Genomic DNA, 22011 nt, shown 5'->3' on the forward strand with positions numbered 1-22011 from the left:
TTGCGAACATCGATAGCGACAAGCGTGCCAGCCCCCAAAAAACCAACGCATCTCGTTGATCGGAATCGAAAAAGCCGCCAAAGAACGGTGCAGCAACGGTTTTCCACTGAACACTTTTGAACAGTCGAATGTGAACAACTGAACAATTCGTTCGTTGACTTTGAACAGGCTTGAACGAAACTGGATCTATCGCGGCGCAGATCGCGAACCAACAAGAAGAGATCGCACCATGACAGAAGCTGCCCGCGCCCCGGCGCATGACGCCATCATCCAGGAGTCCTGGTCGCGCTGCCGTGACTACGGCCTGACCCACCAGAGCGCGCCTCGCTTCGATCCTCCGGCGCCAGGCGATCTTTCGGCGCTGCTGGAAAGCCGCCAGGCCCTGGTGCAGACCACGCACCAGGAAGTACTGCCCTACTACGGCACCATCCTTTCCAACTCCAACTGCCTGATCATGCTCGCCGACGACCAGGGCCGGCTGCTGCAATCCTGGGGCGACCAGCGCTTTATCGAGCCACGCCAGGCCGCAGGCTTCGTCGCGGGCGCCAGCTGGTTGGAGCGCTACACCGGCACCAACGCCATCGGTACCGCGCTCAGTTGCGGCCAGGCCGTACATATCCAGCACGACGAGCACTTTCTCAAGGCCAACCGATTCATGACCGGCTCAGCCTCGCCGATCTTCGATGAGCAACGGCGCATGATCGCCGTGCTCGACGTGTCCAGCGACAGCTACCTGCCGCCGGCGCATACCCTGGGCATGGTCAAGATGATGAGCCAGTCGGTGGAGAACCGCCTGATCCTCAAGCTGTTCGCCGACCAGTACCACCTGCTCAGCTTCAATACCAGCCTCGACAACCTCGACAGCCCCTGGGCCGGCCTGGTGGTGTTCGATGAACAGGGCCACGTGGTGTCGGCCAACCGCCGCGCTGACAATCTGCTCGGCCAACCCCTGACCTACGGCGCCATCGAGCAACTGTTCGACGTGCCTCTACAGCAGTTGCTCAACCAGCCGGACGGCCAGCCGTTCAGCCTGCGCACCAGCAGCCACTTTCGTTTTCATGCACGGGTAAGGCGCCCTGCCCGACCGGCCCCCATTAAGCCTCGCGATTTCCGCCCGCAGGTTGCGCAAAACACGCCACAAGAGCCTCATCTGCATGCACTGAGCATGGGTGACGCACGCATGGACAAGGCCATCCGCCAGGCCGAACGTCTGCTGGAAAAGGACATTCCGATCCTGGTGCAGGGCGAAACCGGCGCCGGCAAGGAGGTTTTCGTCAGGGCGCTACATCGCGCCAGCTCACGCGCCGATCAACCCTTCATCGCGGTCAACTGCGCGGCCCTTCCAGCGGAGCTGGTGGAGTCGGAACTGTTCGGCTACGAGAAAGGCGCCTTTACCGGCGCCAACCAGAAAGGCCATGTCGGGCTGATCCGCAAGGCGCACAAGGGCACCCTGTTTCTCGATGAGATCGGTGATATGCCGCTGCGTGTGCAGGCGCGGCTGCTGCGCGTGTTGCAGGAGCGCTGCGTACAGCCATTGGGCAGCAGTGAGCTGCATCCAGTCGACGTGCGCCTGGTCTCGGCCACCAACCGCCCACTGCGCCAGGACGTCGACAGCGGCCAGTTCCGCGCCGACCTGTACTACCGCATCAGCGGCCTGAACCTCGAACTGCCGCCACTGCGCGAACGCAATGATAAGCAGGCACTGTTCCAGAAACTCTGGGAGCAGCACCGAGAACCCGGCCAACATGCGGGTATCAGCCGCGAAGTGCTGGAGCTGTTCCAGCATCACCCATGGCCAGGCAACCTGCGCCAGCTCAGCAGCGTGCTGCGCGTGGCGCTGGCCATGGCCGACGACCAGCCTATCCGCGCCGAACACCTGCCGGATGACTTCTTCCTCGATCTGCCGACAGAGGCGCCCCAGCCCACGCATCTCGAGCCGGATGATGGTGACCTGGCCAGCCAGTACCAGGCATGCGGCGGTAATATCTCCTACCTGGCCCGCCACCTTGGCCTGAGCCGTAATACCCTGTACAAGCGCCTGCGTGAACAGGGCGTGCGGTCCTGAACCTTTGCTCGAAGAATCGGCCCAAGCCATACATTTGCCACCGCACTCGCCCATCGAGCAGCACAGGCGTCGTCCCGCCACGAAAGGAACTCAGCATGCGCCACCTGTACCGCCCCCTGTTCGCCGCCCTGGCGCTGCTGGCCGCCAGCCACGCGCCGGCAGCTCCTTCACTGGAAACACAGGTGGACGCCGCTGCGAAGTCGATGATGCAGACCTATGCCATTCCCGGCATGGCCATCGCCATCAGCCACAAGGGGCAGTCGCATTTCTTCGAATACGGCGTGGCATCCCGTGAAAGCGGCCAGACGGTGGATCGCCACACCCTGTTCGAGCTGGGCTCGATCAGCAAACTCTTCACCGCCACCCTCGGCGCCTACGCCGAAGCTCGCGGCACGCTGAACCTCAGCGACAACGCCAGCCAATATCTGCCCGAACTGCGCGGCACCGCCTTCGACCACATCAGCCTGCTGGATCTGGCCACTTACACCCCGGGTGGCCTGCCGCTGCAATTCCCGGACGCGGTCAACAACGAACAACAGATGCTCGATTACTACCGTAACTGGCAGGCAGTGTATCCGCCGGGTACGCAACGACTGTATTCCAACCCCAGCATCGGCCTGTTCGGCTACCTGGCGGCCGCCAGCCTTGCCGAGCCGTTTCAGCAGTTGATGGAGAAGGATTTGCTGCAGCAACTGGGCATGCAGGAAAGCTACGTTCGCATACCGACCGAGCAGATGAAGCGCTACGCCTGGGGCTACCGCGACGATAAGGCTGTGCGCGTGACTCCCGGCGCGCTGGATGCCGAAGCCTACGGGCTGAAATCCAGCACCACCGATATGCTGCGCTTCATCGACGCCAACCTGCACCCGGATCAATTACCCGCACCACTGCGCCAGGCGATCAGCTCAACCCATCGCGGCTACTACCAGGTCGGCGACATGACTCAGGCCCTGGGCTGGGAGCGCTACACCTACCCCATCAGTCTGGAGAAACTGCAGGCCGGCAACTCAGCGGAAATGGCGCTGCAACCGCAGAGCGTGGCGCGTTTCAGTGTGCCCAAGCCAGCCGAAGGCGACCTGCTTCTGAACAAGACCGGCTCGACCAACGGCTTCGGCGCCTACATCCTGCTGCTTCCGGCGCGCGATACCGGCCTGGTGATACTCGCCAACCGCAACTACCCCAACGCCGAGCGCGTACGCCTGGCGCTGCAGTTGCTCGAAAGCATCGAGCCCTAGACAGGGCACAGGTGCGTTGGGTACGCACCTTGAGCTTAGAAACTTCGCGCGATCACCATCCGCTGCACGTCGCTGGTGCCTTCGTAGATCTGGCACACGCGCACGTCACGGTAGATGCGTTCGACCGGGAAGTCCTTGAGGTAGCCGTAGCCACCCAGGGTCTGGATCGCCGCCGAGCACACGCGCTCGGCCATCTCCGAAGCGAACAGCTTGGCCATCGACGCCTCGGTCAGGCACGGCTGGCCGGCCTCGCGCAGGCTGGCAGCGTGATGCACCATCTGCCGTGCGACGGCGATCTGCGTGGCCATGTCCGCCAGGCGAAACGCCACCGCCTGGTGCTCGATGATAGGCTTGCCAAAGGTCACCCGCTCACGGGAGTAATCGCACGCCGCCTCGAACGCCGCCCGCGCCATGCCCACCGATTGCGCGGCGATACCAATGCGCCCACCTTCAAGGTTGGCCAGGGCGATGCGATAGCCCTCGCCCTCCTCGCCGAGGCGCAGGTCGGCCGGAATGCGCACGTCGTCGAACTGGAGCTGGCAGGTGTCGGAGGCGTGCTGGCCGAGCTTGTCCTCCACCCGCACCACCGAGAAACCAGGTGTATCGGTCGGCACGATAAGGGCGCTGATACCCTTCTTACCTGCTTGCGGATCGGTAACGGCGAAGACGATCACCATGCCGGCATGGCTGCCGGAGGTGATGAACTGCTTGGCACCGTTGAGCACATAGTGATCGCCATCGCGCCGCACGCGGGTACGCAGGTCGCTGGCATCTGAGCCGGCCTGCGGCTCGGTCAGGGCGAAGGCGCCGAGCATGCTGCCCTCGGCCAGCGGGCGGAGAAAGCGCTGTTTCTGCTGCTCGCTGCCGTACTTGAGGATCGGCATGCAGCCTACCGAGTTGTGCACACTCATGATGGTAGAGCAGGCACCATCGCCCGCGGCGATCTCCTCAAGGGCCATCGCATAGGCCAGGTGCCCGGTCTCGGCGCCGCCCCACTGCTGCGGCACCAGCATGCCCATAAAACCCAGCTGGCCCATCTCGGCGATGGCTTCGGCAGGGAAACGATGCTCGCGGTCCCAGTCAGCGGCGAAGGGTTTCAGCCGTTCCTGGGCGAACTGGCGGGCCATGTCACGGATAAGGATGTCTTCTTCTTTTGGCAGCATGGCTGGCTCCGATGATGCGGTTCGATCACTCCCTGGGAGGCGCTTTAGCGGCGACAGTCGCGGCTGAAGCCCCTCCCACAGGTTAAGTACGTGGATACTCAGTACAGCTCGATGGCTACAGCAGTGGCCTCACCGCCGCCAATGCACACGGAGGCCAGGCCGCGCTTTAGATCACGCTGCTGTAACGCTGCCAACAGGGTCACTAGTATGCGCGCGCCAGATGCGCCAATGGGATGGCCCAAGGCGCACGCGCCGCCGTTTACATTGAGTTTGGCGTGATCGATGCCCAATTCACGCATGGCCACCATGGGCACTACGGCGAACGCCTCGTTGATCTCGAACAGATCGACCGTCTCCAGTGGCCATTCGATACGCGCCAACAAACGCTGGATCGCCGCCACCGGGGCGGTAGTGAACAGATTCGGCGCCTGGGCGTGGCCAGCATGACCGACGATGCGCGCCAGTGGTTTCAGTCCGCGTTCCTGAGCCTCGGACAGGCGCATCAACAGCAGCGCGGCGGCGCCATCGGAAATGGAACTGGCATTGGCCGCCGTCACCGTACCCCCCTCGCGAAACGCCGGCTTTAGACCGGGAATCTTTTCCGGGCGAGCCTTGGGCGGCTGCTCATCGGTGCTGACCTGACGCCGTTCACGCCCCTGCGGCGCCTCCACGGCGACGATCTCACTGGAGAAACTTCCGTCCGTTATCGCCTGCTGGGCGCGACGCAGCGACTCCAGGGCATAGGCGTCCTGCTCCTCACGACTGAAGCGATACTGCTGCGCACAATCCTCGGCGAAGGTGCCCATCAACCGACCACGCTCGTAGGCGTCCTCCAGACCGTCGAGGAACATATGGTCGAGCACCTGGCCATGCCCCATGCGATAGCCACTGCGGGCACGCGCCAGGAGGTAGGGCGCGTTGGACATGCTCTCCATACCGCCGGCCACCAGCACATCGGCGCTGCCGGCGAGCAACTGGTCATGACCAAGCATCAGTGCCTGCATACCGGAGCCACACATCTTGTTCAGCGTGGTGCATTGAGCGGCCTGGCTCAGCCCTGCGCCCAACGCCGCCTGGCGCGCGGGTGCCTGACCCTGGCCAGCCTGCAACACGCAGCCCATCAGCACCGTGTCCACTGCCTCAGCCGCGAGCCCGGCACGATCGAGGGTCGAGCGGATGGCAGCGGCGCCCAGTTCGGCCGCCGTAAGGCCGGCCAGATCACCAAGGAAGCCGCCCATGGGCGTGCGCACTGCACTGACGATGACGACGGGGTCGAGTTGCTGGTTCATGAGTTTCACCTTCTGATCTGCGTTATTCCCGGATCGCGTCCGGGCCATGTTCTGGCGGTAGGAGCGGGTTCAGCCGCGAAGGCTGCGTCATTTATCTCGCGGCTGAAGCCGCTCCCACAAAAGCTAGAGCCCGCTACTTAGCCGCCATGCGCAGCGCGCCATCGAGACGGATCACTTCGCCATTGAGCATGGTGTTCTCGACGATATGCCGCACCAGTGCGGCGTATTCGTCGGGCCGCCCCAAGCGCGGCGGGAACGGCACATTGGCCGCCAGCGAATCACGCACCTCCTGGGACATACCGGCCATCATTGGCGTCTCGAACACACCGGGGGCAATGCACATCACACGGATACCCGAACGCGCCAAGTCACGCGCTGCCGGCAGCGTCAGTGCGGCGACGCCACCCTTGGACGCGGCATAGGCAGCCTGGCCCATCTGCCCATCGAACGCCGCCACCGACGCGGTATTGATGATGACCCCACGCTCGCCCTCAACGTTCGGCGCGTTCTGCGCCATGGCCTCGGCAGCCAGGCGCAACAGGTTGAAGCTGCCGATCAGGTTGACCTCGACAGTGCGGCGGAAACTGTCCAGACCATGAGCACCGTTGCGACCCAACACTTTCTCGGCTGGCGCGACGCCGGCGCAATTGACCAACCCGTGCAGGGCGCCGAAAGCCTCAAGACCCTGCACCACTGCAGCGCGGCCATCCTCTTCGCGAGTGATATCGGCGCGCACGAAACGGGCGTTGGCGCCCAGCTCGGCAAGGGCCTGCTGGCCTGCCTCGGCGTTGATATCCAGCAGCACCGTCTTACCGCCCTGCCTGACCAGTTCGCGGGCGGTGGCCAGGCCAAGACCAGAGGCGCCGCCGCTGATCAGGAATACGGATTCGTCGATACGCATGCTCAACCTCTGTGATTGTTGTGGAGTGAGATTGACAGGCAGATTTGCACAGGTTTACGTTAACGTAAAGGTAAACGAGCACTGACCATGGCAACCACTTACTCCATCTCCGATCTGGCTCGCGAACTAGACATCACCACCCGCGCCATCCGCTTCTATGAGGAGCAAGGCATGCTCGCGCCGGAGCGGCGCGGCCAGGAGCGCATCTACAGCGCCAAGGACAAGGTGACGCTGAAACTCATCCTGCGCGGCAAGCGCATCGGCTTCTCACTGGCTGAATGCCGCGAGCTGATCGAGCTCTACGACCCGGAAACCGGCAGCCGCAAGCAGCTGGAGACCTTCATGGGCAAGATCGCCGAACGCCGTCTGCAGCTTGAACAACAGTTACTGGATATCCAGCAGATGCAGCTGGAACTGGATACCGCCGAGGAGCGCTGCCTCGCGGCCCTCGCCGAAACGACCGCGTAATCGCCCCCACGACAAGAACAACAGCAGGTGACCCCATGAGCTACCCCACCCTCAACTTCGGCCTCGGTGAAACCCTCGACATGCTGCGCGACTCGGTACACCAGTTCGCCCAGGCCGAGCTGGCACCGCGCGCCGCGCAGATCGACCGCGACAACGAGTTCCCCATAGACATGTGGCGCAAGTTCGGTGACATGGGCCTGCTCGGCATGACGGTCAAGGAGGAGTACGGCGGCACCGACATGGGCTACCTGGCGCATGTGCTGGCCATGGAAGAAATCAGCCGTGCCTCGGCGTCGGTGGGGCTGTCCTACGGTGCGCACTCCAACCTGTGCGTCAACCAGATTCACAAGAACGGCAGCGAGGCGCAGAAGCACAAGTACCTGCCCAAGCTGTGCTCCGGCGAACACATCGGCGCCCTGGCCATGAGCGAGCCCAACGCCGGCTCCGACGTGGTGTCGATGAAGCTGCGTGCGGAAAAGCGCGGCGACCGCTACGTGCTCAACGGCAACAAGATGTGGATTACCAACGGCCCCGATGCCCACACCTACGTGATCTACGCCAAGACCGACATCAACGCCGGCTCGCGTGGCATGACTGCCTTTATCGTCGAGCGCGACTTCAAGGGTTTCTCCCGCCACCAGAAGCTGGACAAGCTGGGCATGCGCGGCTCTAACACCTGCGAACTGGTGTTCGAGGACTGCGAAGTGCCCGAGGAGAATATCCTCGGCGTCGAGGGCGGCGGTGTACGCGTACTGATGAGCGGCCTGGATTTTGAGCGCACCGTACTCTCCGGCGGCCCGACCGGGATCATGAGCGCCTGCATGGACGTGGTGCTGCCCTACGTGCATGAGCGCCAGCAGTTCAAGCAATCGATCGGCGAATTCCAACTGGTGCAGGGCAAGCTGGCCGACATGTACGCCGGCATGAACGCCTCCAAGTCCTACCTGTACAACGTCGCCAAGGCCTGCGACCGCGGCGAGGAATCGCGCAAGGACGCCGCCGCGGTGATCCTCTACACCGCAGAGATGGCCACCAAGATGGCGCTCGACACCATCCAGTTACTCGGTGGCAACGGCTACACCAATGAATACCCGGCCGGGCGCCTGCTGCGTGACGCCAAGCTCTACGAAATAGGCGCCGGCACCAGCGAAATCCGCCGCATGCTGATCGGCCGCGAGCTGTTCAACGAAACCAAGTGATCCCTTCTCCCGCTGGGAGAAGGTGCCCGAAGGGCGGATGAGGGGCTTTCCCCTCACCCCACCCCTCTCCCGGAGGGGGAGGGAGCCAAGCGAAGAGGCATCCATGGCCATCCTGCACACCCAGATCAACACCCGCTCGCCGGAGTTCGCCGCCAACCAGGCGGCCATGCTCGCCCAGGTGGACGAACTGCGCGCCCTGCTCGCCCGGATCCATGAAGGCGGTGGCGCCAAGGCGCAGGAACGCCACACCTCGCGCGGCAAATTGCTGCCGCGCGAACGCATCAACCGCTTGCTCGATGCCGGCTCGCCCTTTCTCGAGATCGGCCAGCTAGCCGCCCATGAGGTGTACGGCGAAGACGTACCCGCCGCGGGGGTGATCGCCGGTATCGGCCGCGTCGAAGGCGTGGAATGCATGATCGTGGCCAACGACGCCACGGTGAAAGGCGGCTCCTATTACCCGCTGACGGTGAAGAAGCACCTGCGTGCCCAAGCCATCGCCCGCGAGAATCGCCTGCCGTGCATCTACCTGGTGGACTCCGGCGGCGCCAACCTGCCGCGTCAGGACGAGGTGTTCCCGGATCGCGAGCACTTCGGTCGCATCTTCTTCAACCAGGCCAATATGAGCGCGCTGGGCATTCCGCAGATCGCCGTGGTCATGGGCTCCTGCACCGCCGGTGGCGCCTACGTGCCGGCCATGAGCGACGAGACCATTATGGTGCGCGAACAGGCCACCATTTTCCTCGCCGGCCCGCCGCTGGTGAAGGCCGCTACCGGCGAAGTGGTTACCGCCGAGGAATTGGGCGGCGCCGATGTGCACTGCAAGATCAGCGGCGTGGCCGATCACTACGCCGAGGACGACGAACACGCCCTGGCCCTGGCCCGGCGCTGCATCGCCAACCTCAACTGGCGCAAGCTCGGCCAGCTCGACAGCCGCGCGCCCATCGCCCCGCGCTACCCGGCCGAGGAGTTGTACGGGGTGATCCCGGCCGATGCCAAGCAGCCTTTCGATGTGCGCGAGGTGATCGCGCGCATCGTCGACGACTCGCAACTGGATGAATTCAAGGCGCTGTTCGGCACCACCCTGGTCTGCGGTTTCGCCCGCATCAACGGCTACCCGGTGGCGATCCTGGCGAACAACGGCATTCTGTTCGCCGAAGCCGCACAAAAAGGTTCGCACTTCGTCGAACTGGCCTGCCAGCGCGGCATCCCGCTGCTGTTTTTGCAGAACATCACCGGCTTCATGGTGGGCAAGAAGTACGAGGAAGGCGGCATCGCCAAGCACGGCGCCAAGCTGGTCACCGCCGTGGCCTGCGCCCAGGTGCCGAAATTCACCGTGATCATCGGTGGCAGCTTCGGTGCCGGCAACTACGGCATGTGCGGCCGCGCCTACGACCCGCGCTTTTTGTGGATGTGGCCCAACGCGCGCATCGGCGTGATGGGAGCGCAGCAGGCCGCAGGCGTGCTGGTACAGGTCAAGCGCGAACAGGCGCAGCGTGCCGGCCAGCCCTACTCCGACGAAGACGAACAGCGCCTCAAACAACCCATCGTCGAGCAGTACGAGCAGCAGGCGCACGCCTTCTACTCCAGCGCCCGGCTGTGGGACGACGGCGTGATCGACCCGGCGCAGACCCGCGAGGTGCTGGCCTTGGCGCTGTCGGCCAGCCTCAACGCCCCCATCGAGCCAACCCGTTTCGGGGTGTTCCGTATGTGATGACCAACTCCCCTCTCCCGCTTGCGGGAGAGGGTCCGGGGGAGAGGGTTAAACGCTCGAAGCGCCCTCTCCCCAGCCCTCTCCCATGAATGGGAGAGGGAGCAAAAAGCAGATTCCGGAATTGACCATGACCGACTTCACCACCGTACAGTTTGAGAAAGATCCACGCGGCTTCGCCACCCTGTGGCTGAACCGCCCGGAGAAAAACAACGCCTTCAACGCCGAGATGATCCGCGAGCTGATCCTCGCCCTCGACGCCGTGGGCGAAGACAAGGCCCTGCGCTTTCTCCTGCTGCGCGGCCGTGGCAAGCACTTCTCCGCCGGCGCCGACCTGGCCTGGATGCAACACGCGGCCACTCTGGATTACAACGCCAACCTGAGTGATGCCCGCGAGCTGGCCGAGCTGATGTACAACCTGCATGGCCTGAAGATCCCCACCCTGGCCGTCGTCCAGGGCGTGGCCTTCGGCGGTGCGGTGGGCCTGGCCAGCTGCTGCGACATGGCCATCGGTAGCGAAGACGCGCTGTTCTCGCTGTCCGAGGTACGCATCGGCCTGGCGCCAGCAGTGATCAGCCCCTTCGTCGTGCAGGCCATCGGCGAGCGCGCCGCCAAGCGCTACGCGCTCACCGCCGAGCGCTTCGATGGCAAACGTGCCCGCGAACTGGGCCTGCTTGCCGAATGCTTCACAGCCGCTGAGCTGGATGCTCAGGTCGAAGCCTGGGTGGCCAACCTGTTGCACAACAGCCCGCAAGCCATGCGCGCCAGCAAGGATCTGCTGCGCGAAGTCGGCAGCGGCGAATTGACCCCGGCCCTGCGTCGTTACACGGAAAATGCCATCGCCCGTCTGCGCGTCAGCCCAGAGGGCCAGGAAGGCCTGCGCGCGTTCCTGGAAAAACGCCAACCCACCTGGCAGGAGCAATGACCATGATTGATACCTTGCTGGTCGCCAACCGTGGCGAGATCGCCTGCCGCGTGATGCGCACGGCCAAGGCCATGGGCATAAGTACCGTTGCCGTGCACAGCGCCATTGATGCCAATGCACGACATGTGCGCGAGGCCGACATGGCGGTGAATCTCGGCGGCGCCAAACCCGGTGAAAGCTACCTGCTGATCGACAAGATCATCGCGGCCGCCAAGGCCAGCGGCGCGCAAGCTATTCACCCGGGCTACGGCTTTCTCTCGGAGAACGCCGGCTTCGCCCGCGCCATCGAGCAGGCCGGGCTGATCTTTCTCGGCCCGCCCGCCCCGGCCATCGACGCCATGGGCAGCAAGTCGGCGGCCAAGTCGCTGATGGAGGCTGCCGGCGTGCCGCTGGTGCCGGGCTATCACGGTGACAAGCAGGATCTCGACACCTTTCGCGAGGCCGCCGCGCGCATCGGCTACCCGGTGTTGCTCAAGGCTGCTGCTGGCGGCGGTGGCAAGGGCATGAAGGTGGCCGAATCGGAGGCGCTGCTCGCCGAGACGCTAGAATCCGCCCAGCGCGAAGCGCAGTCGGCCTTCGGCGACTCGCGCATGCTAGTGGAGAAATACGTACTCAAGCCGCGTCACGTGGAGATTCAGGTGTTCGCCGACCAGCACGGCAACTGCCTGTACCTCAACGAACGCGATTGCTCGATCCAGCGTCGCCATCAGAAAGTGGTGGAAGAAGCGCCGGCACCGGGCCTGAGCCCCGAGCTGCGACGTGCCATGGGCGAAGCGGCGGTCAAGGCGGCGCAGGCTATCGGCTATGTCGGCGCCGGCACCGTGGAATTTCTGCTGGATGAGCGCGGCGACTTCTTCTTCATGGAGATGAACACCCGCCTGCAGGTCGAGCACCCGGTCACCGAGGCCATCACCGGGCTCGATCTGGTGGCCTGGCAGATTCGCGTCGCCCGTGGCGAGCCGCTGCCGATCAGCCAACAGCAGGTGCCGCTGAACGGCCACGCCATCGAGGTGCGGTTGTACGCCGAAGACCCGGATCACGATTTTCTCCCGGCCACCGGCACCCTGGCGTTGTACCGCGAGGCCGCCAGCGCTGAAGGCCGGCGTATCGATAGTGGCGTGGCCGAGGGCGACAGCGTTTCGCCCTTCTACGACCCGATGCTGGGCAAGCTGATTGCCTGGGGCGAGAACCGCGAGCAGGCGCGCCTGCGCCTACTGGCTATGCTCGACGACACCTTGGTCGGCGGGGTGAAGACCAACCTGGCGTTTCTGCGCCGTATCCTCGCCCACCCGGCGTTCGCCGCGTGCGAACTGGATACGGGCTTTATCCCGCGTCATCAGCAGCAGTTGCTGCCCGCCCCAGGCGAACTGCCGGAGGCCTTCTGGCAACTCGCAGCCGACGCCTGGGTGCAGAGCGAAGCACCACTGCAGCGCGCGGACGACAGCCACTCGCCCTGGGCAGCCCGCAGTGGTTGGCGTGCCGGCGGTGCAGCGGAAATCGAATTGCACCTGAGCTGCCAGGGCGAAAACCGTAAGGTACATGCCACTCACCATGCCCGCTTGCAAGACGAAGAGCTGCTGACCGACATCGACGGCACGCGCCAGCGTCTGCGCGCCATTCGTAAAGGCGAAACCCTCTACCTGCAATGGCAAGGCGAGCTGCACGCGATCACCCGCTTCGACCCGATTGCCGCTGCCGAAGCCAGCCATGCCCAGCAAGGCGGCCTCAGTGCACCGATGAACGGTAGCATCGTCCGCGTACTGGTCGAGCCCGGCCAGGCGGTCGAGGTCGGCACTGCCCTGGTGGTGCTGGAAGCGATGAAAATGGAGCACAGCATCCGCGCGCCGCAAGCCGGGACGGTCAAGGCGCTGTATTGCCAAGAAGGGGAAATGGTCAGCGAAGGCACGGTGCTGGTGGAGTTAGAACCGTAGGTCGGGTGCAACCCGCCAGATGGTGTAGACGGGTTGCACCCGCCTTACGACGCCGTGCCGCAGACGGCGCACCCTACGATGAATACGAGGACAACCGATGAACCTGCCCAAAACCGTACGCATGGTGGAAGTCGGCCCACGCGACGGCCTGCAGAACGAGAAGCAACCGATCAGCGTCGCCGACAAGGTACGTCTGGTCGACGGCCTCACTGCCGCCGGCCTGAGCTATGTGGAAGTGGGCAGCTTCGTCTCGCCCAAATGGGTGCCGCAAATGGCTGGCTCCGCCGAAGTGTTCGCCGGCATCCAGCGTAAACCGGGCGTTACCTACGCCGCCCTGACGCCCAATCTGAAAGGCTTCGAGGCTGCACTGGAAGCCAAGGTCGAGGAAGTGGCCGTATTCGCCGCCGCCAGCGAGGCCTTCTCACAGAAGAACATCAATTGCTCCATCGCCGAAAGCCTGCAGCGCTTCGTACCGCTGATGGAGGCGGCCAAGGCTGCCAATGTGCGCGTGCGCGGCTACGTTTCCTGCGTACTGGGTTGCCCCTACGATGGCGATATCGCGCCGGAGCAGGTCGCCAGTGTCGCCCGCGAACTGTACGCAATGGGCTGCTATGAAGTGTCGCTCGGCGACACCATCGGCACCGGCACCGCCGGCAAGACGCGCGCGATGCTCGAGGTGGTCGGCCGCGACATCCCGCGCGGAAAACTCGCCGGGCATTTCCACGACACCTATGGCCAGGCCCTGGCCAATATCTACGCTAGCCTGCTCGAAGGCATCAGCGTGTTCGACTGCTCGGTCGCAGGTTTGGGCGGCTGCCCCTATGCCAAGGGCGCCACCGGTAACGTCGCCTGCGAAGACGTGCTCTACCTGCTGCAGGGCCTGGGCATCGAAACCGGTGTGGACATGGACAAGCTGATCGCTGCCGGCCAACGCATCTGCGAGGTGCTGGGCAAGGCCAACGGTTCGCGGGTAGCGCGGGCACGCCTGAGCCGATAAGCGCCGTAAAGTGGATGATGTTTTTTCGTCCACCGTTGCGAGGGGACTGGCCGGGTGACATGCGTCAACACCACGCGGCCAAAAAGGTCGGCGAAGATCGCCCACGACCAAACGGTGAAGAACACCGATATCCTTGCAAATCCGAAAAAACGCTAGAGTTGTATCGCAGCCAGGCAGAGCTGAGATACGAGCTGTAGCCATAAGCCACCAGTCAGAAAAAATCACTATACTGACGCCATTTTTTCGTCTTCAAAGCAGCTGAGTCCTGGCCAAGGCCGACTCGGCAAATGGCAAGGTGGCGGCATGAACATCATCCAGCGCAACAACGTTCAACGCTTGAAAGCGGAAACAGCCGATGCCCCGACGCTCATCTACGGCCACGGCTTCGGTTGCAATCAGGAAATGTGGAGCAAGGTCACACCAGCCTTCCGCCAGCACTGGCACCAGGTACTGTTTGACTATGTCGGCAGCGGTCGCTCCGATGCCAACGCCTTTCACCCTGCCCGCTATGCCCAGCTGGAGGGTTACGTGGACGATCTTCTGGAAGTGTGCGACGCGCTGGAACTCTCGGGTGATCTGACCTTTGTTGGCCACTCGATCAGTTGCAGCATCGGTATTCTCGCCGCCATCAGGCGCCCCGCGCTGTTCTCCCGGCTGATTCTTCTCGGCCCTTCCCCCTGTTTTCTCAACGATCCACCCGACTATCGGGGCGGGTTCGAACGCAGTGACCTGGAGGGGCTGCTGGATCTGATGGCTCATAACTATCTGGGCTGGGCCCAGCAATTCGCACCACTGGTATCAGCCGACGAGACTCCCGCAGTCACCCGGCAGCTCTCCGACAGCTTCTGCTCGACCGACCCAGTAATGGCCCATGCTTTCGCTCACGCCACCTTCTTCTCAGATATTCGTCCGGCGCTACAGTCGTGCCCGTCGCCCTGCCTGATCCTGCATCACCAGCATGACGCACTGGTTCCCACATCAGTGGCCGACTATCTGCAAAACGCACTTGCAGACAGCACCTTGGAAATGCTGGACATCAGTGGCCATTGCGCGCACATGAGCCACCCCGAACTGGTCAGTGCCGCCATGTATCGCTATTTGCAGGGAGCCAACAGCCGTGTTCTATCTTGACCGTCTGCCCTGCCCGGTTCTGGTGACCGACGGCAATGGCCGCATCAAGTATGCCAACAATGATTTCAAGCGCCTGGCAGACGCTACCCTGAGCGGCGATATGGATCAGTTCTTTCCGCCAGCCAGCCGTATATTCCTGCAAACCCATGCCTGGCCTTTGCTGCTGCGCAATGGCGAGTTCAATGAACTCTATCTGCAACTGCAGTCGGGCAGCGGGCAACTAATGCCTGTGATGACCAATGCCCGCATCAGTGAAGCCGAGGGCTCTGCCGAAGTCATCTGGCTGTTCTTCGTCGCCAAGGATCGCCAGCGTTTCGAGACGGAGCTGCTCAAGGCCCGCCAGCAGGCACAGGAAAGTGCTGCCCAACTGGCCAAGGCCAACCTGGCGCTGCAAAGCGCCTACGCGCAACTGGCCAACTACACGGTGGAAGTGGAAAGCGAGGCCGAACAGTTGGCACAACTGAGCCACAGCGACCCACTGACTGCATTGAGCAACCGCAGGGCACTGTCCCTGCATGTCGAACATTGGCTCGCCAGCGCCACGGCGCAGGCCAATGGCAGCCTGCTGTTGATCGATATCGATCATTTCAAGCAGATCAATGATCGTTTTGGCCACGCCGAGGGCGACAGGGTCCTGATAGATCTCGCTCAGCGCCTGCTGCACAGCGTACGCAGTGGCGACAGCGTCGCGCGCTACGGCGGTGAGGAGTTTGCGATCTGGTTACCCGACGCTGAGCTGGATGAAGCCAGCGATATTGCCCAGCGCGTGCATGAGCAGATCAGAACCCTGCAGGTTGCCAATGAAACGGTCACGGTGAGCATTGGCATTGCCTGCCTGCAACCTTGTGAACGCTACCTGACACAGTTGCTGGCAGCCGCCGACAGGGCACTGTACGAGGCCAAAGCCCAGGGCAGGAATCGCAGCGTCCGCCATGAGTAAGCCGCGTGCGCCGGGTCAAGGTGCACAACGCCAATGCCCTCTACACTTCAGGTCACACTGACAGCGGAACGTTAGCCGTGCACAACCTCTACCGCATACTCGCCGCCGCGCTCTTCGCCACCGCAGCATCGGCTGACGAGCCGGTGAAACTGTACATGCCGGACGCACCACCCCTGACGCTGCACCAATACGAGGGCGGTCATGGCATGGTCGGCGATGTCACCCTGGCGGCTCTGGCCAGGCTCGGCAAGCTGACTGAAATCGTTGCCGAACCCTGGCCACGCGCCCAGGCCAGTGTGGCCAGAGGCCGCAACATGCTGATCATTCCCCTGTCGCGCACGCCCGAACGCGAGGAGCTGTACACCTGGATCACGCTGGTCATGGAACTGGAGCGTGCCTTCTTCAGCCTCGACGAGCCCGTGACGAGCTTCGCCGAGGCCCGTCAGCGTTACCGTCGCATCGGAGTTGGCCTGGGCACTGCGCAGATCGCCATCCTCCAGCATGAAGGCTTTCGCGACGAGCAGATCGTGCAACTCACGCTGGGCGAGAACCCCGTCCACCTGCTGAATCTGGGGCGTATCGACGCCTGGTTCACCGGTGTACCGGAGGCGCTGTATATCTGGGAAGGTTCGAATTATCGCCAGCAGAATCTGCGCCGAAGCCCGACGCTGGCCAGTACCGGCCTCTATCTGAGCTGCTCGAAGGAATGCGATGCGCGACTGGTCGAAGACTTGCGCAGTGCCATCGCCGAACTCGAACAGGAAGGTATCAGCCAGCGCCTGCGTCAGGCCTATCTGCCGCTGCAGCCTGATCCTTGACGATCTGGCTGCCTGCCAGGCCCTGTTCTTTGCGCGATCCGTCAAATACCCTGCCGCCCCGGATCTTCTGGCAACTGCTCCTGCTCGATATCCTCCAGCTTCAGTTCCAGCCCCCAATCACCGGCTGCAGCACTTTTCGCTGCAACGGGCTGCGCCGCAGGGGCAGCAGCTACTGCATGTGCAGGCCGTGCGTTGGTCGGGTTGTCGCGATGCAGCTTGAGTTTCAGGCGCACGTTGTTCGCCGAGTCGGCGTTCTTCACCGCCTCTTCCTCGTCGATTGCACCTTCGTGCACCAGATCGATCAGCGCCTGGTCGAAAGTCTGCATGCCGAGGTTCTTGGACTTCTCCATGATTTCCTTCAGCTCGGAAAACTCGTTGCGCTTGATCAGGTCGCGCACCGTCGGCGTGCCGAGCATCACCTCCACCGCCGCGCGGCGCTTGCCATCGACGGTCTTGACCAGACGCTGGGAGACGAACGCCTTGAGGTTGTTGCCCAGGTCGTTGAGCAACTGCGGGCGGCGGTCTTCCGGGAAGAAGTTGATGATGCGGTCCAGCGCCTGGTTGGCGTTATTGGCATGCAACGTGGAGATCGCCAGATGGCCGGTGTCGGCAAAGGCCAGGGCGTGCTCCATGGTTTCACGGTCGCGGATCTCACCGATCAGAATCACGTCCGGCGCCTGGCGCAGGGTGTTCTTCAATGCCGCATGGAAGCTGCGGGTATCCACGCCCACCTCACGCTGATTGATGATCGACTTCTTGTGCCGGTGCACGTACTCCACCGGGTCTTCGATGGTGATGATGTGGCCGCCGCTGTTGCGGTTGCGGTAGTCGATCAGCGCCGCCAGGGAGGTCGACTTGCCTGAACCGGTGCCGCCAACGAACAGCACCAGGCCGCGCTTTTCCATTACGGTGCTGAGCAGCACCTCGGGCAGTTTCAGGTCTTCGAAGCGAGGAATATCCAGCTTGATGTTGCGCGCGACGATGGACACCTCGTTGCGCTGTTTGAAGATGTTGATGCGAAAACGCCCGACGCCAGCCAGGGAAATCGCCAGATTCATCTCCAGTTCTCGCTCGAACTCCTCGCGCTGCGCGTTATCCATGATCGAATCGGCAATGGCCGCCACATCGCCCGCCTTCATCGGCTCCTGGCTCAGCGCCTTGAGCACGCCATTGAACTTCGCGCAGGGCGGCGCGCCGGTGGACAGATAGAGATCAGAACCATCCTGAGTGGACAGGATTTTCAGCATTGCTTGGAGATCCATGGCGGCGTTTCCGTGAGCGCGATTGAAATACCATAGGCCATGATTCGCCCGCATCGCGGATGACGCATAGCCCACAAAATTGACGCCATTCTGCTGGCGCAATGAATGCTGGCACAATAGCGCCCTGACAGATTTGAGGAACCCATCAATGGCAAAGGCAATGGCCCGCCACATCCTGGTCAAGACCGAAGCGGAAGCCGCCGCGCTGAAAAAGCGTATCGCGGCCGGCGAGGCCTTCGACGTACTGGCGCGCAAGCATTCCACCTGCCCTTCCGGCAAGAAAGGCGGCGATCTTGGTGAAGTGCGTCCCGGGCAGATGGTGCGGGCGGTCGATCAGGTGATCTTCAAGAAGCCGCTGCGTGAAGTGCACGGCCCGGTGAAGACCCAGTTCGGCTACCACCTGATCCAGGTGTTCTATCGCGACTGAGGTTCGCTCAGGCGCTCGACGCGCCGACGGTGCGCCGTTGCCCTGTGCAAAGGCGGCATGAGCACTACCGCCGCGCCTTATAGCCTGTGCGGGTAGCCTGGCACAGGCGCGTGCTCGGCCATCAGCGCCACCACCCAATCGATGAACACCCGCAGCTTGGCGCTGACATGTCGGTTCGGCGGGAAGGCCAGATACATTGGCATCGGCTTCATCTGCCAGTCCTCGAACAGGCGCACCAGCTCGCCGCTGGTCAGGTGTGGTTTGGCCATATAGTGCGGTAGCCAGAGCATCCCCAAACCTGCCAGCCCCGCGGCCAGGTAGGCATTACCATCGTCTACGATCAACAGCGGACGGCCCTGGGCTTCGATTCGCTCCTCGTCGCGCCACATGGCATGGGGCAAAGCCTTGCCAGTGCGAGACCAGAGAAAGCCCACCGTATGATGACCAGCCGCCTCCAGCTCGCGCGGATGTGTCGGCGTGCCGGCGCGTTGCAAGTAGCCCGGCGTGGCATAGATACCGAGCTGCAGATCGCCGACATGCCGCGCGATCAGCGACTGATCGGTGATCTCGCCACCGCGCACCACGCAGTCGACGTTCTCGCCGATGATGTCGATGATTCGGTCGCTCACGCCCAGAGTCAGCTGGATTTCCGGATAACGCGCATAGAACGCCGGCAAGGCCGGAATCAGCAGCATGCGCGCGAAGGGGCTGGGCACGTCCACGCGCAGGCGACCGCGCGGCACCATCGAAGCACTGGACAAGCTGGTTTCGGCGTCGTCGACATCGGCCAGCAGACGCACCACACGCTCGTAGTAGGCCGCTCCGTCAGCGGTGACGTTGACCTTGCGCGTGGTGCGGTTGAGCAGGCGTACGCGCAGCCGCGCCTCCAGTTGCTGCACGAGTTGGGTCACGCTGGTCTTGCTCATGTGTAGGGTGGCTGCTGCCTTGGTGAAACTGCCGGTTTCCACCACCCGGGCGAAGGCCTGCATCGCATCGAAACGATCCATCTCACGTATCTCTCAGCCATTGATTGTTTGGATTTTACAAACAGTCATGATCAGAGTTGCACGTTTAACCAGCGCGGCGTCACTCCTAAAGTGCGGCTATCGATAACAGCGGGCAGCACTGGCCCCCGATGGAGTCAACCATGAGTAGCAAACGTGATGTGGTTTTCCCAGCCGACCGCCATGACCTGTACGAACTTCATCGCTATTCGCCAGCGATTCGTTCCAACGGTTTTCTGTTCGTATCCGGCCAGGTCGGCAGCCGCAAGGACGGCTCGCCCGAGCCTGATCTGAATGAACAGGTGCGCCTGGCCTTCGCCAACCTCAATGCGATACTCGCGGAGGCTGGCAGCAGCTTCGAAGACGTGGTCGACACCACTATTTTCATGGTCAACCCGCACACCGAATTCGAAACCATCTGGGAAGTGGCAGCTGATTACTGGGGCGAAGCACCCTACCCGACGGTGACCGCTATCGGTGTCACCTGGCTGTCCGGCTTCGTCTTCGAGATCAAGGTGATCGCCAAGCTGCCGGAATGAGCGGAGGTTGCGCCCCTGCAGACGAGGGGCGCGGCATGAGGTTCAGAGGTGAGTAAAGACGCGCTCGGCTGGCAGACGCGACTTCGGCAGCGCGGCATTGAAATCGCTGTCGCTGTGATACCCCAGCGCCACTGCGACCATACTGCTCAGCCCCTGAGCGGCCAGCCCCAGCTCCTCATCCAGCGCCTCGCGGTCGATGCCCTCCATCGGCGTGGCATCCACACCTTTGGCAGCAGCGCCCAGGAGCAAGGTACCGAGCGCCAGATAAGCCTGTTTCTCCGCCCAGTGCGGGATATCGCCCAGGCCGCGGTGCAGTTCGACGTAGCTGCTGCGGGTGTTGTGCTGAGTAGTGCGCGCCGCGTCATCGCGGAAGCGGCCATCGTCAGCTTCCTGCTGCAGCACATCAGCCAGATAGGCATCGTCGAGGTCGCGGCGGGCGCAAATCAGGATCACATGCGAGGCGTTGAGGATCTTCGGCTGGTTGTAGGCGAAGCCGCCCTGAGCGCCCTTGGCCAGGCGCGCCTTGCCTTCGGCAGTGCTCGCCACTACGAAATGCCAGGGCTGCGAATTGACCGAAGACGGCGACAGACGCAACAACTCCAGCAGCTCGTCGACAATCGCCTGATCCACCTGGCGGCTCGCATCGTAAGCCTTGGTGGTGTAACGCTGACGCGCGAAGGAAACGGGGCTCATGAACACACTCCTGACTCAATGGATGACGCAAAATGGACGCCAGTCTGCAGCATGCGTGCGCATGAAAAAAGCAGGCAAAGCCGCTATGAGTTTCAAATAAGAAATGAAAAGCTGGTAGGTGCCGGCGTTCGACCTGCCGGAAGGCAGCTCCCTGCTGACTTCGCCCTCGCTTTGCTACCGCCAGGCCTTCTGTGCTGGGCCAAGCCAGTGAACTGGCCACCCCAAGCATCGCCCTAGCCCCCAACGTCAGGACACCGAACGTTACGCAGAGGCGCTTGAGCAAGCGGGCTCCTTACTATCCGGTGACTGGCTGGCCGGGCTTAAGCGTTGAAGCTAATAGTTCCAACCATACTTCAATCCCTGCCTCGCCTATATTTGAGGACTGTTAGCCCATGAAAAGCTGGCTGGCTCCAAAGCGCTTACCCGGCGCCACGATCTGCTCCTGAGCGGTCACCAGCGGCAGATCGCGCGCGCCTTCGGCGGTCTGCTCGACCAGCGCGTAGAGCGTTGCCGTGGCCAGCTCCAGTGCCTGCGGCAGCGCCTGTCCGGCCAACAGCCGGCCCAGCAGCGTGGCCGAGAACACATCGCCCATGCCATTGGGCAATGGGTGCAGCGCCAGGCGTAGGGTGGTCACCAGCCAGGCACCCTCTCCGTTCACCGCCAGCGTACCCAGCTCGCTGTCAGGAATATCCGGCGTGGCCAGGCTAGTGACGATCACCACATCCGGGCCACGACCACGCAACTGCCGGGCGACCTTCACCGCCTCCTGTAGATTGGCCGGTTTAGAGCCGGTGAGCAGCTCGAACTCAAACTGGTTAGGCGTGATGATGTTGGCAAAAGGAATCGCCTGGTCGCGAAGAAAATCGGGAATCGCCGGATTGACGAACACGCCGCGCCCGACGTCGCCCATCACCGGATCGCACAGGTAGCGAACCGCCGGGTTGTGTTGGCGGATCTCGCCCACCGCCTCGAGAATCACCCGCCCGGTATCGGCATCACCGAGATAACCAGAAAGCACCGCCGACAACCGCGGCAGCACACCGCGCTCACGCAGCCCGAGCAGCACCTCGCGTACATGCTCGGCGCCGAACACCTGGCCGCGAAACTGGCCGTAGCCGGTGTGATTAGAGAACTGCACGGTGTGAATCGGCAGCACCTCGAAGCCCAGCCGCTGCAGCGGGAAAACCGCAGCGGCATTGCCGACATGGCCCCAGGCAACGTGCGACTGAATGGACAGAACGAGGGACGGTAGCTTAGCGCTCATGAAGGTCTCGGGTGGTTGGGTACAGCGAAACGGAGATTATTCGTCAAGCCAC

At 63.0% G+C, this 22011-nt stretch carries 20 protein-coding genes; 13 read left to right on the top strand and 7 right to left on the bottom strand.

Annotated elements, in window-relative coordinates; genetic code table 11:
- The first annotated feature begins 229 nt into the window (after positions 1-229).
- The gene (locus ACNFCJ_RS17470; RefSeq protein WP_416772685.1) at positions 230-2065 is read left to right on the top strand and encodes a sigma-54-dependent Fis family transcriptional regulator; all 1836 of its coding nucleotides are present in this window, start codon (positions 230-232) and stop codon (positions 2063-2065) included.
- 95 nt (positions 2066-2160) lie between these two features.
- Positions 2161-3300, top strand: coding sequence for a PRC family class C beta-lactamase (blaPRC, locus tag ACNFCJ_RS17475; protein ID WP_416772687.1), 1140 nt, complete (start codon positions 2161-2163; stop codon positions 3298-3300).
- A 35-nt stretch (positions 3301-3335) separates the two neighbouring features.
- On the opposite strand, the gene ACNFCJ_RS17480 is transcribed toward blaPRC, so the two are convergent.
- The 3 genes from ACNFCJ_RS17480 to ACNFCJ_RS17490 all read right to left on the bottom strand — a co-directional run bounded on the left by ACNFCJ_RS17480 (position 3336) and on the right by ACNFCJ_RS17490 (position 6653).
- Positions 3336-4463, bottom strand: coding sequence for an acyl-CoA dehydrogenase family protein (locus ACNFCJ_RS17480; RefSeq protein WP_416772689.1), 1128 nt, complete (start codon positions 4461-4463; stop codon positions 3336-3338).
- Between the two features lie 98 nt (positions 4464-4561).
- Positions 4562-5752, bottom strand: coding sequence for an acetyl-CoA C-acyltransferase (locus ACNFCJ_RS17485; RefSeq protein ID WP_416772691.1), 1191 nt, complete (start codon positions 5750-5752; stop codon positions 4562-4564).
- Between the two features lie 133 nt (positions 5753-5885).
- The gene (locus ACNFCJ_RS17490) at positions 5886-6653 is read right to left on the bottom strand and encodes a 3-hydroxyacyl-CoA dehydrogenase (protein ID WP_416772693.1); all 768 of its coding nucleotides are present in this window, start codon (positions 6651-6653) and stop codon (positions 5886-5888) included.
- A gap of 87 nt (positions 6654-6740) precedes the next feature.
- Between ACNFCJ_RS17490 and ACNFCJ_RS17495 the strand changes: the two genes are divergently transcribed.
- The 9 genes from ACNFCJ_RS17495 (at position 6741) to ACNFCJ_RS17535 (ending at position 16770) form a co-directional block, all read left to right on the top strand.
- Positions 6741-7121 carry a MerR family transcriptional regulator gene (locus tag ACNFCJ_RS17495; RefSeq protein ID WP_059392556.1) on the top strand — a complete coding sequence of 127 codons (381 nt, stop codon included), beginning with the start codon at positions 6741-6743 and terminating at the stop codon, positions 7119-7121.
- Between the two features lie 35 nt (positions 7122-7156).
- Positions 7157-8320 (top strand): isovaleryl-CoA dehydrogenase, encoded by a 1164-nt coding sequence (locus ACNFCJ_RS17500; protein WP_416772695.1) that lies wholly within the window; start codon positions 7157-7159, stop codon positions 8318-8320.
- 103 nt (positions 8321-8423) lie between these two features.
- Positions 8424-10031 (top strand): carboxyl transferase domain-containing protein, encoded by a 1608-nt coding sequence (locus ACNFCJ_RS17505; RefSeq protein ID WP_416772697.1) that lies wholly within the window; start codon positions 8424-8426, stop codon positions 10029-10031.
- A 127-nt stretch (positions 10032-10158) separates the two neighbouring features.
- Entirely contained in the window at positions 10159-10953 is a 795-nt protein-coding gene (locus tag ACNFCJ_RS17510) for a gamma-carboxygeranoyl-CoA hydratase (protein WP_416772699.1), read from the top strand.
- Between the two features lie 2 nt (positions 10954-10955).
- Positions 10956-12884: an acetyl/propionyl/methylcrotonyl-CoA carboxylase subunit alpha gene (locus ACNFCJ_RS17515; RefSeq protein ID WP_416772701.1), complete on the top strand. Its 1929-nt coding sequence runs from the start codon at positions 10956-10958 to the stop codon at positions 12882-12884.
- A gap of 97 nt (positions 12885-12981) precedes the next feature.
- Complete coding sequence (locus ACNFCJ_RS17520) at positions 12982-13881, top strand: hydroxymethylglutaryl-CoA lyase (RefSeq protein WP_416772703.1); 900 nt, start codon at positions 12982-12984, stop codon at positions 13879-13881.
- A gap of 303 nt (positions 13882-14184) precedes the next feature.
- The gene (locus ACNFCJ_RS17525) at positions 14185-15012 is read left to right on the top strand and encodes an alpha/beta fold hydrolase (RefSeq protein WP_416772704.1); all 828 of its coding nucleotides are present in this window, start codon (positions 14185-14187) and stop codon (positions 15010-15012) included.
- Positions 14999-15952, top strand: a complete 954-nt coding sequence (locus ACNFCJ_RS17530) for a diguanylate cyclase (protein WP_416772706.1) — start codon at positions 14999-15001, stop codon at positions 15950-15952. Before ACNFCJ_RS17525 ends, ACNFCJ_RS17530 begins: the two co-directional genes overlap by 14 nt.
- Positions 15953-16107: 155 nt before the next feature.
- On the top strand, positions 16108-16770 hold the full coding sequence (locus ACNFCJ_RS17535) for a substrate-binding periplasmic protein (RefSeq protein WP_416772741.1): 663 nt from the start codon (positions 16108-16110) through the stop codon (positions 16768-16770).
- Between the two features lie 41 nt (positions 16771-16811).
- On the opposite strand, the gene ACNFCJ_RS17540 is transcribed toward ACNFCJ_RS17535, so the two are convergent.
- Positions 16812-18032 carry a PilT/PilU family type 4a pilus ATPase gene (locus tag ACNFCJ_RS17540; RefSeq protein WP_416772708.1) on the bottom strand — a complete coding sequence of 407 codons (1221 nt, stop codon included), beginning with the start codon at positions 18030-18032 and terminating at the stop codon, positions 16812-16814.
- Positions 18033-18180: 148 nt separating this feature from the next.
- Here ACNFCJ_RS17540 and ACNFCJ_RS17545 point away from each other — a divergent pair, with 148 nt between their 5' ends.
- Complete coding sequence (locus ACNFCJ_RS17545) at positions 18181-18459, top strand: peptidylprolyl isomerase (protein ID WP_013715799.1); 279 nt, start codon at positions 18181-18183, stop codon at positions 18457-18459.
- Positions 18460-18536: 77 nt separating this feature from the next.
- On the opposite strand, the gene ACNFCJ_RS17550 is transcribed toward ACNFCJ_RS17545, so the two are convergent.
- Positions 18537-19466, bottom strand: coding sequence for a LysR substrate-binding domain-containing protein (locus tag ACNFCJ_RS17550; RefSeq protein ID WP_416772710.1), 930 nt, complete (start codon positions 19464-19466; stop codon positions 18537-18539).
- Positions 19467-19606: 140 nt separating this feature from the next.
- Between ACNFCJ_RS17550 and ACNFCJ_RS17555 the strand changes: the two genes are divergently transcribed.
- Positions 19607-20002 (top strand): RidA family protein, encoded by a 396-nt coding sequence (locus ACNFCJ_RS17555; RefSeq protein ID WP_416772712.1) that lies wholly within the window; start codon positions 19607-19609, stop codon positions 20000-20002.
- A 42-nt stretch (positions 20003-20044) separates the two neighbouring features.
- On the opposite strand, the gene nfsB is transcribed toward ACNFCJ_RS17555, so the two are convergent.
- Both nfsB and pdxY read right to left on the bottom strand, forming a co-directional pair.
- The gene (gene nfsB / locus ACNFCJ_RS17560) at positions 20045-20695 is read right to left on the bottom strand and encodes an oxygen-insensitive NAD(P)H nitroreductase (protein WP_106732450.1); all 651 of its coding nucleotides are present in this window, start codon (positions 20693-20695) and stop codon (positions 20045-20047) included.
- Positions 20696-21080: 385 nt separating this feature from the next.
- The gene (gene pdxY, locus ACNFCJ_RS17565; protein ID WP_416772714.1) at positions 21081-21959 is read right to left on the bottom strand and encodes a pyridoxal kinase PdxY; all 879 of its coding nucleotides are present in this window, start codon (positions 21957-21959) and stop codon (positions 21081-21083) included.
- Positions 21960-22011: the final 52 nt, after the last annotated feature.

It is taken from the genome of Pseudomonas sp. NY15364, assembly GCF_048068235.1.
GTDB classification, from domain to species: Bacteria; Pseudomonadota; Gammaproteobacteria; order Pseudomonadales; family Pseudomonadaceae; genus Aquipseudomonas; species Aquipseudomonas mendocina_D.

What these genes read in the sequence shown, in the direction of transcription:
- ACNFCJ_RS17520 (WP_416772703.1), top strand. Translation starts at nt 12,982, where the DNA reads ATGAACCTGCCCAAAACCGTACGCATGGTGGAAGTCGGCCCACGCGAC.
- ACNFCJ_RS17495 (WP_059392556.1), top strand. Translation starts at nt 6,741, where the DNA reads ATGGCAACCACTTACTCCATCTCCGATCTGGCTCGCGAACTAGACATC.
- ACNFCJ_RS17510 (WP_416772699.1), top strand. Translation starts at nt 10,159, where the DNA reads ATGACCGACTTCACCACCGTACAGTTTGAGAAAGATCCACGCGGCTTC.
- ACNFCJ_RS17550 (WP_416772710.1), bottom strand. Translation starts at nt 19,466, where the DNA reads ATGGATCGTTTCGATGCGATGCAGGCCTTCGCCCGGGTGGTGGAAACC.
- ACNFCJ_RS17500 (WP_416772695.1), top strand. Translation starts at nt 7,157, where the DNA reads ATGAGCTACCCCACCCTCAACTTCGGCCTCGGTGAAACCCTCGACATG.
- ACNFCJ_RS17535 (WP_416772741.1), top strand. Translation starts at nt 16,108, where the DNA reads ATGCCGGACGCACCACCCCTGACGCTGCACCAATACGAGGGCGGTCAT.
- ACNFCJ_RS17485 (WP_416772691.1), bottom strand. Translation starts at nt 5,752, where the DNA reads ATGAACCAGCAACTCGACCCCGTCGTCATCGTCAGTGCAGTGCGCACG.
- ACNFCJ_RS17515 (WP_416772701.1), top strand. Translation starts at nt 10,956, where the DNA reads ATGATTGATACCTTGCTGGTCGCCAACCGTGGCGAGATCGCCTGCCGC.
- nfsB (WP_106732450.1), bottom strand. Translation starts at nt 20,695, where the DNA reads ATGAGCCCCGTTTCCTTCGCGCGTCAGCGTTACACCACCAAGGCTTAC.
- pdxY (WP_416772714.1), bottom strand. Translation starts at nt 21,959, where the DNA reads ATGAGCGCTAAGCTACCGTCCCTCGTTCTGTCCATTCAGTCGCACGTT.
- ACNFCJ_RS17490 (WP_416772693.1), bottom strand. Translation starts at nt 6,653, where the DNA reads ATGCGTATCGACGAATCCGTATTCCTGATCAGCGGCGGCGCCTCTGGT.
- ACNFCJ_RS17505 (WP_416772697.1), top strand. Translation starts at nt 8,424, where the DNA reads ATGGCCATCCTGCACACCCAGATCAACACCCGCTCGCCGGAGTTCGCC.
- ACNFCJ_RS17545 (WP_013715799.1), top strand. Translation starts at nt 18,181, where the DNA reads ATGGCAAAGGCAATGGCCCGCCACATCCTGGTCAAGACCGAAGCGGAA.
- ACNFCJ_RS17525 (WP_416772704.1), top strand. Translation starts at nt 14,185, where the DNA reads ATGAACATCATCCAGCGCAACAACGTTCAACGCTTGAAAGCGGAAACA.
- ACNFCJ_RS17470 (WP_416772685.1), top strand. Translation starts at nt 230, where the DNA reads ATGACAGAAGCTGCCCGCGCCCCGGCGCATGACGCCATCATCCAGGAG.
- ACNFCJ_RS17480 (WP_416772689.1), bottom strand. Translation starts at nt 4,463, where the DNA reads ATGCTGCCAAAAGAAGAAGACATCCTTATCCGTGACATGGCCCGCCAG.
- ACNFCJ_RS17540 (WP_416772708.1), bottom strand. Translation starts at nt 18,032, where the DNA reads ATGGATCTCCAAGCAATGCTGAAAATCCTGTCCACTCAGGATGGTTCT.
- blaPRC (WP_416772687.1), top strand. Translation starts at nt 2,161, where the DNA reads ATGCGCCACCTGTACCGCCCCCTGTTCGCCGCCCTGGCGCTGCTGGCC.
- ACNFCJ_RS17555 (WP_416772712.1), top strand. Translation starts at nt 19,607, where the DNA reads ATGAGTAGCAAACGTGATGTGGTTTTCCCAGCCGACCGCCATGACCTG.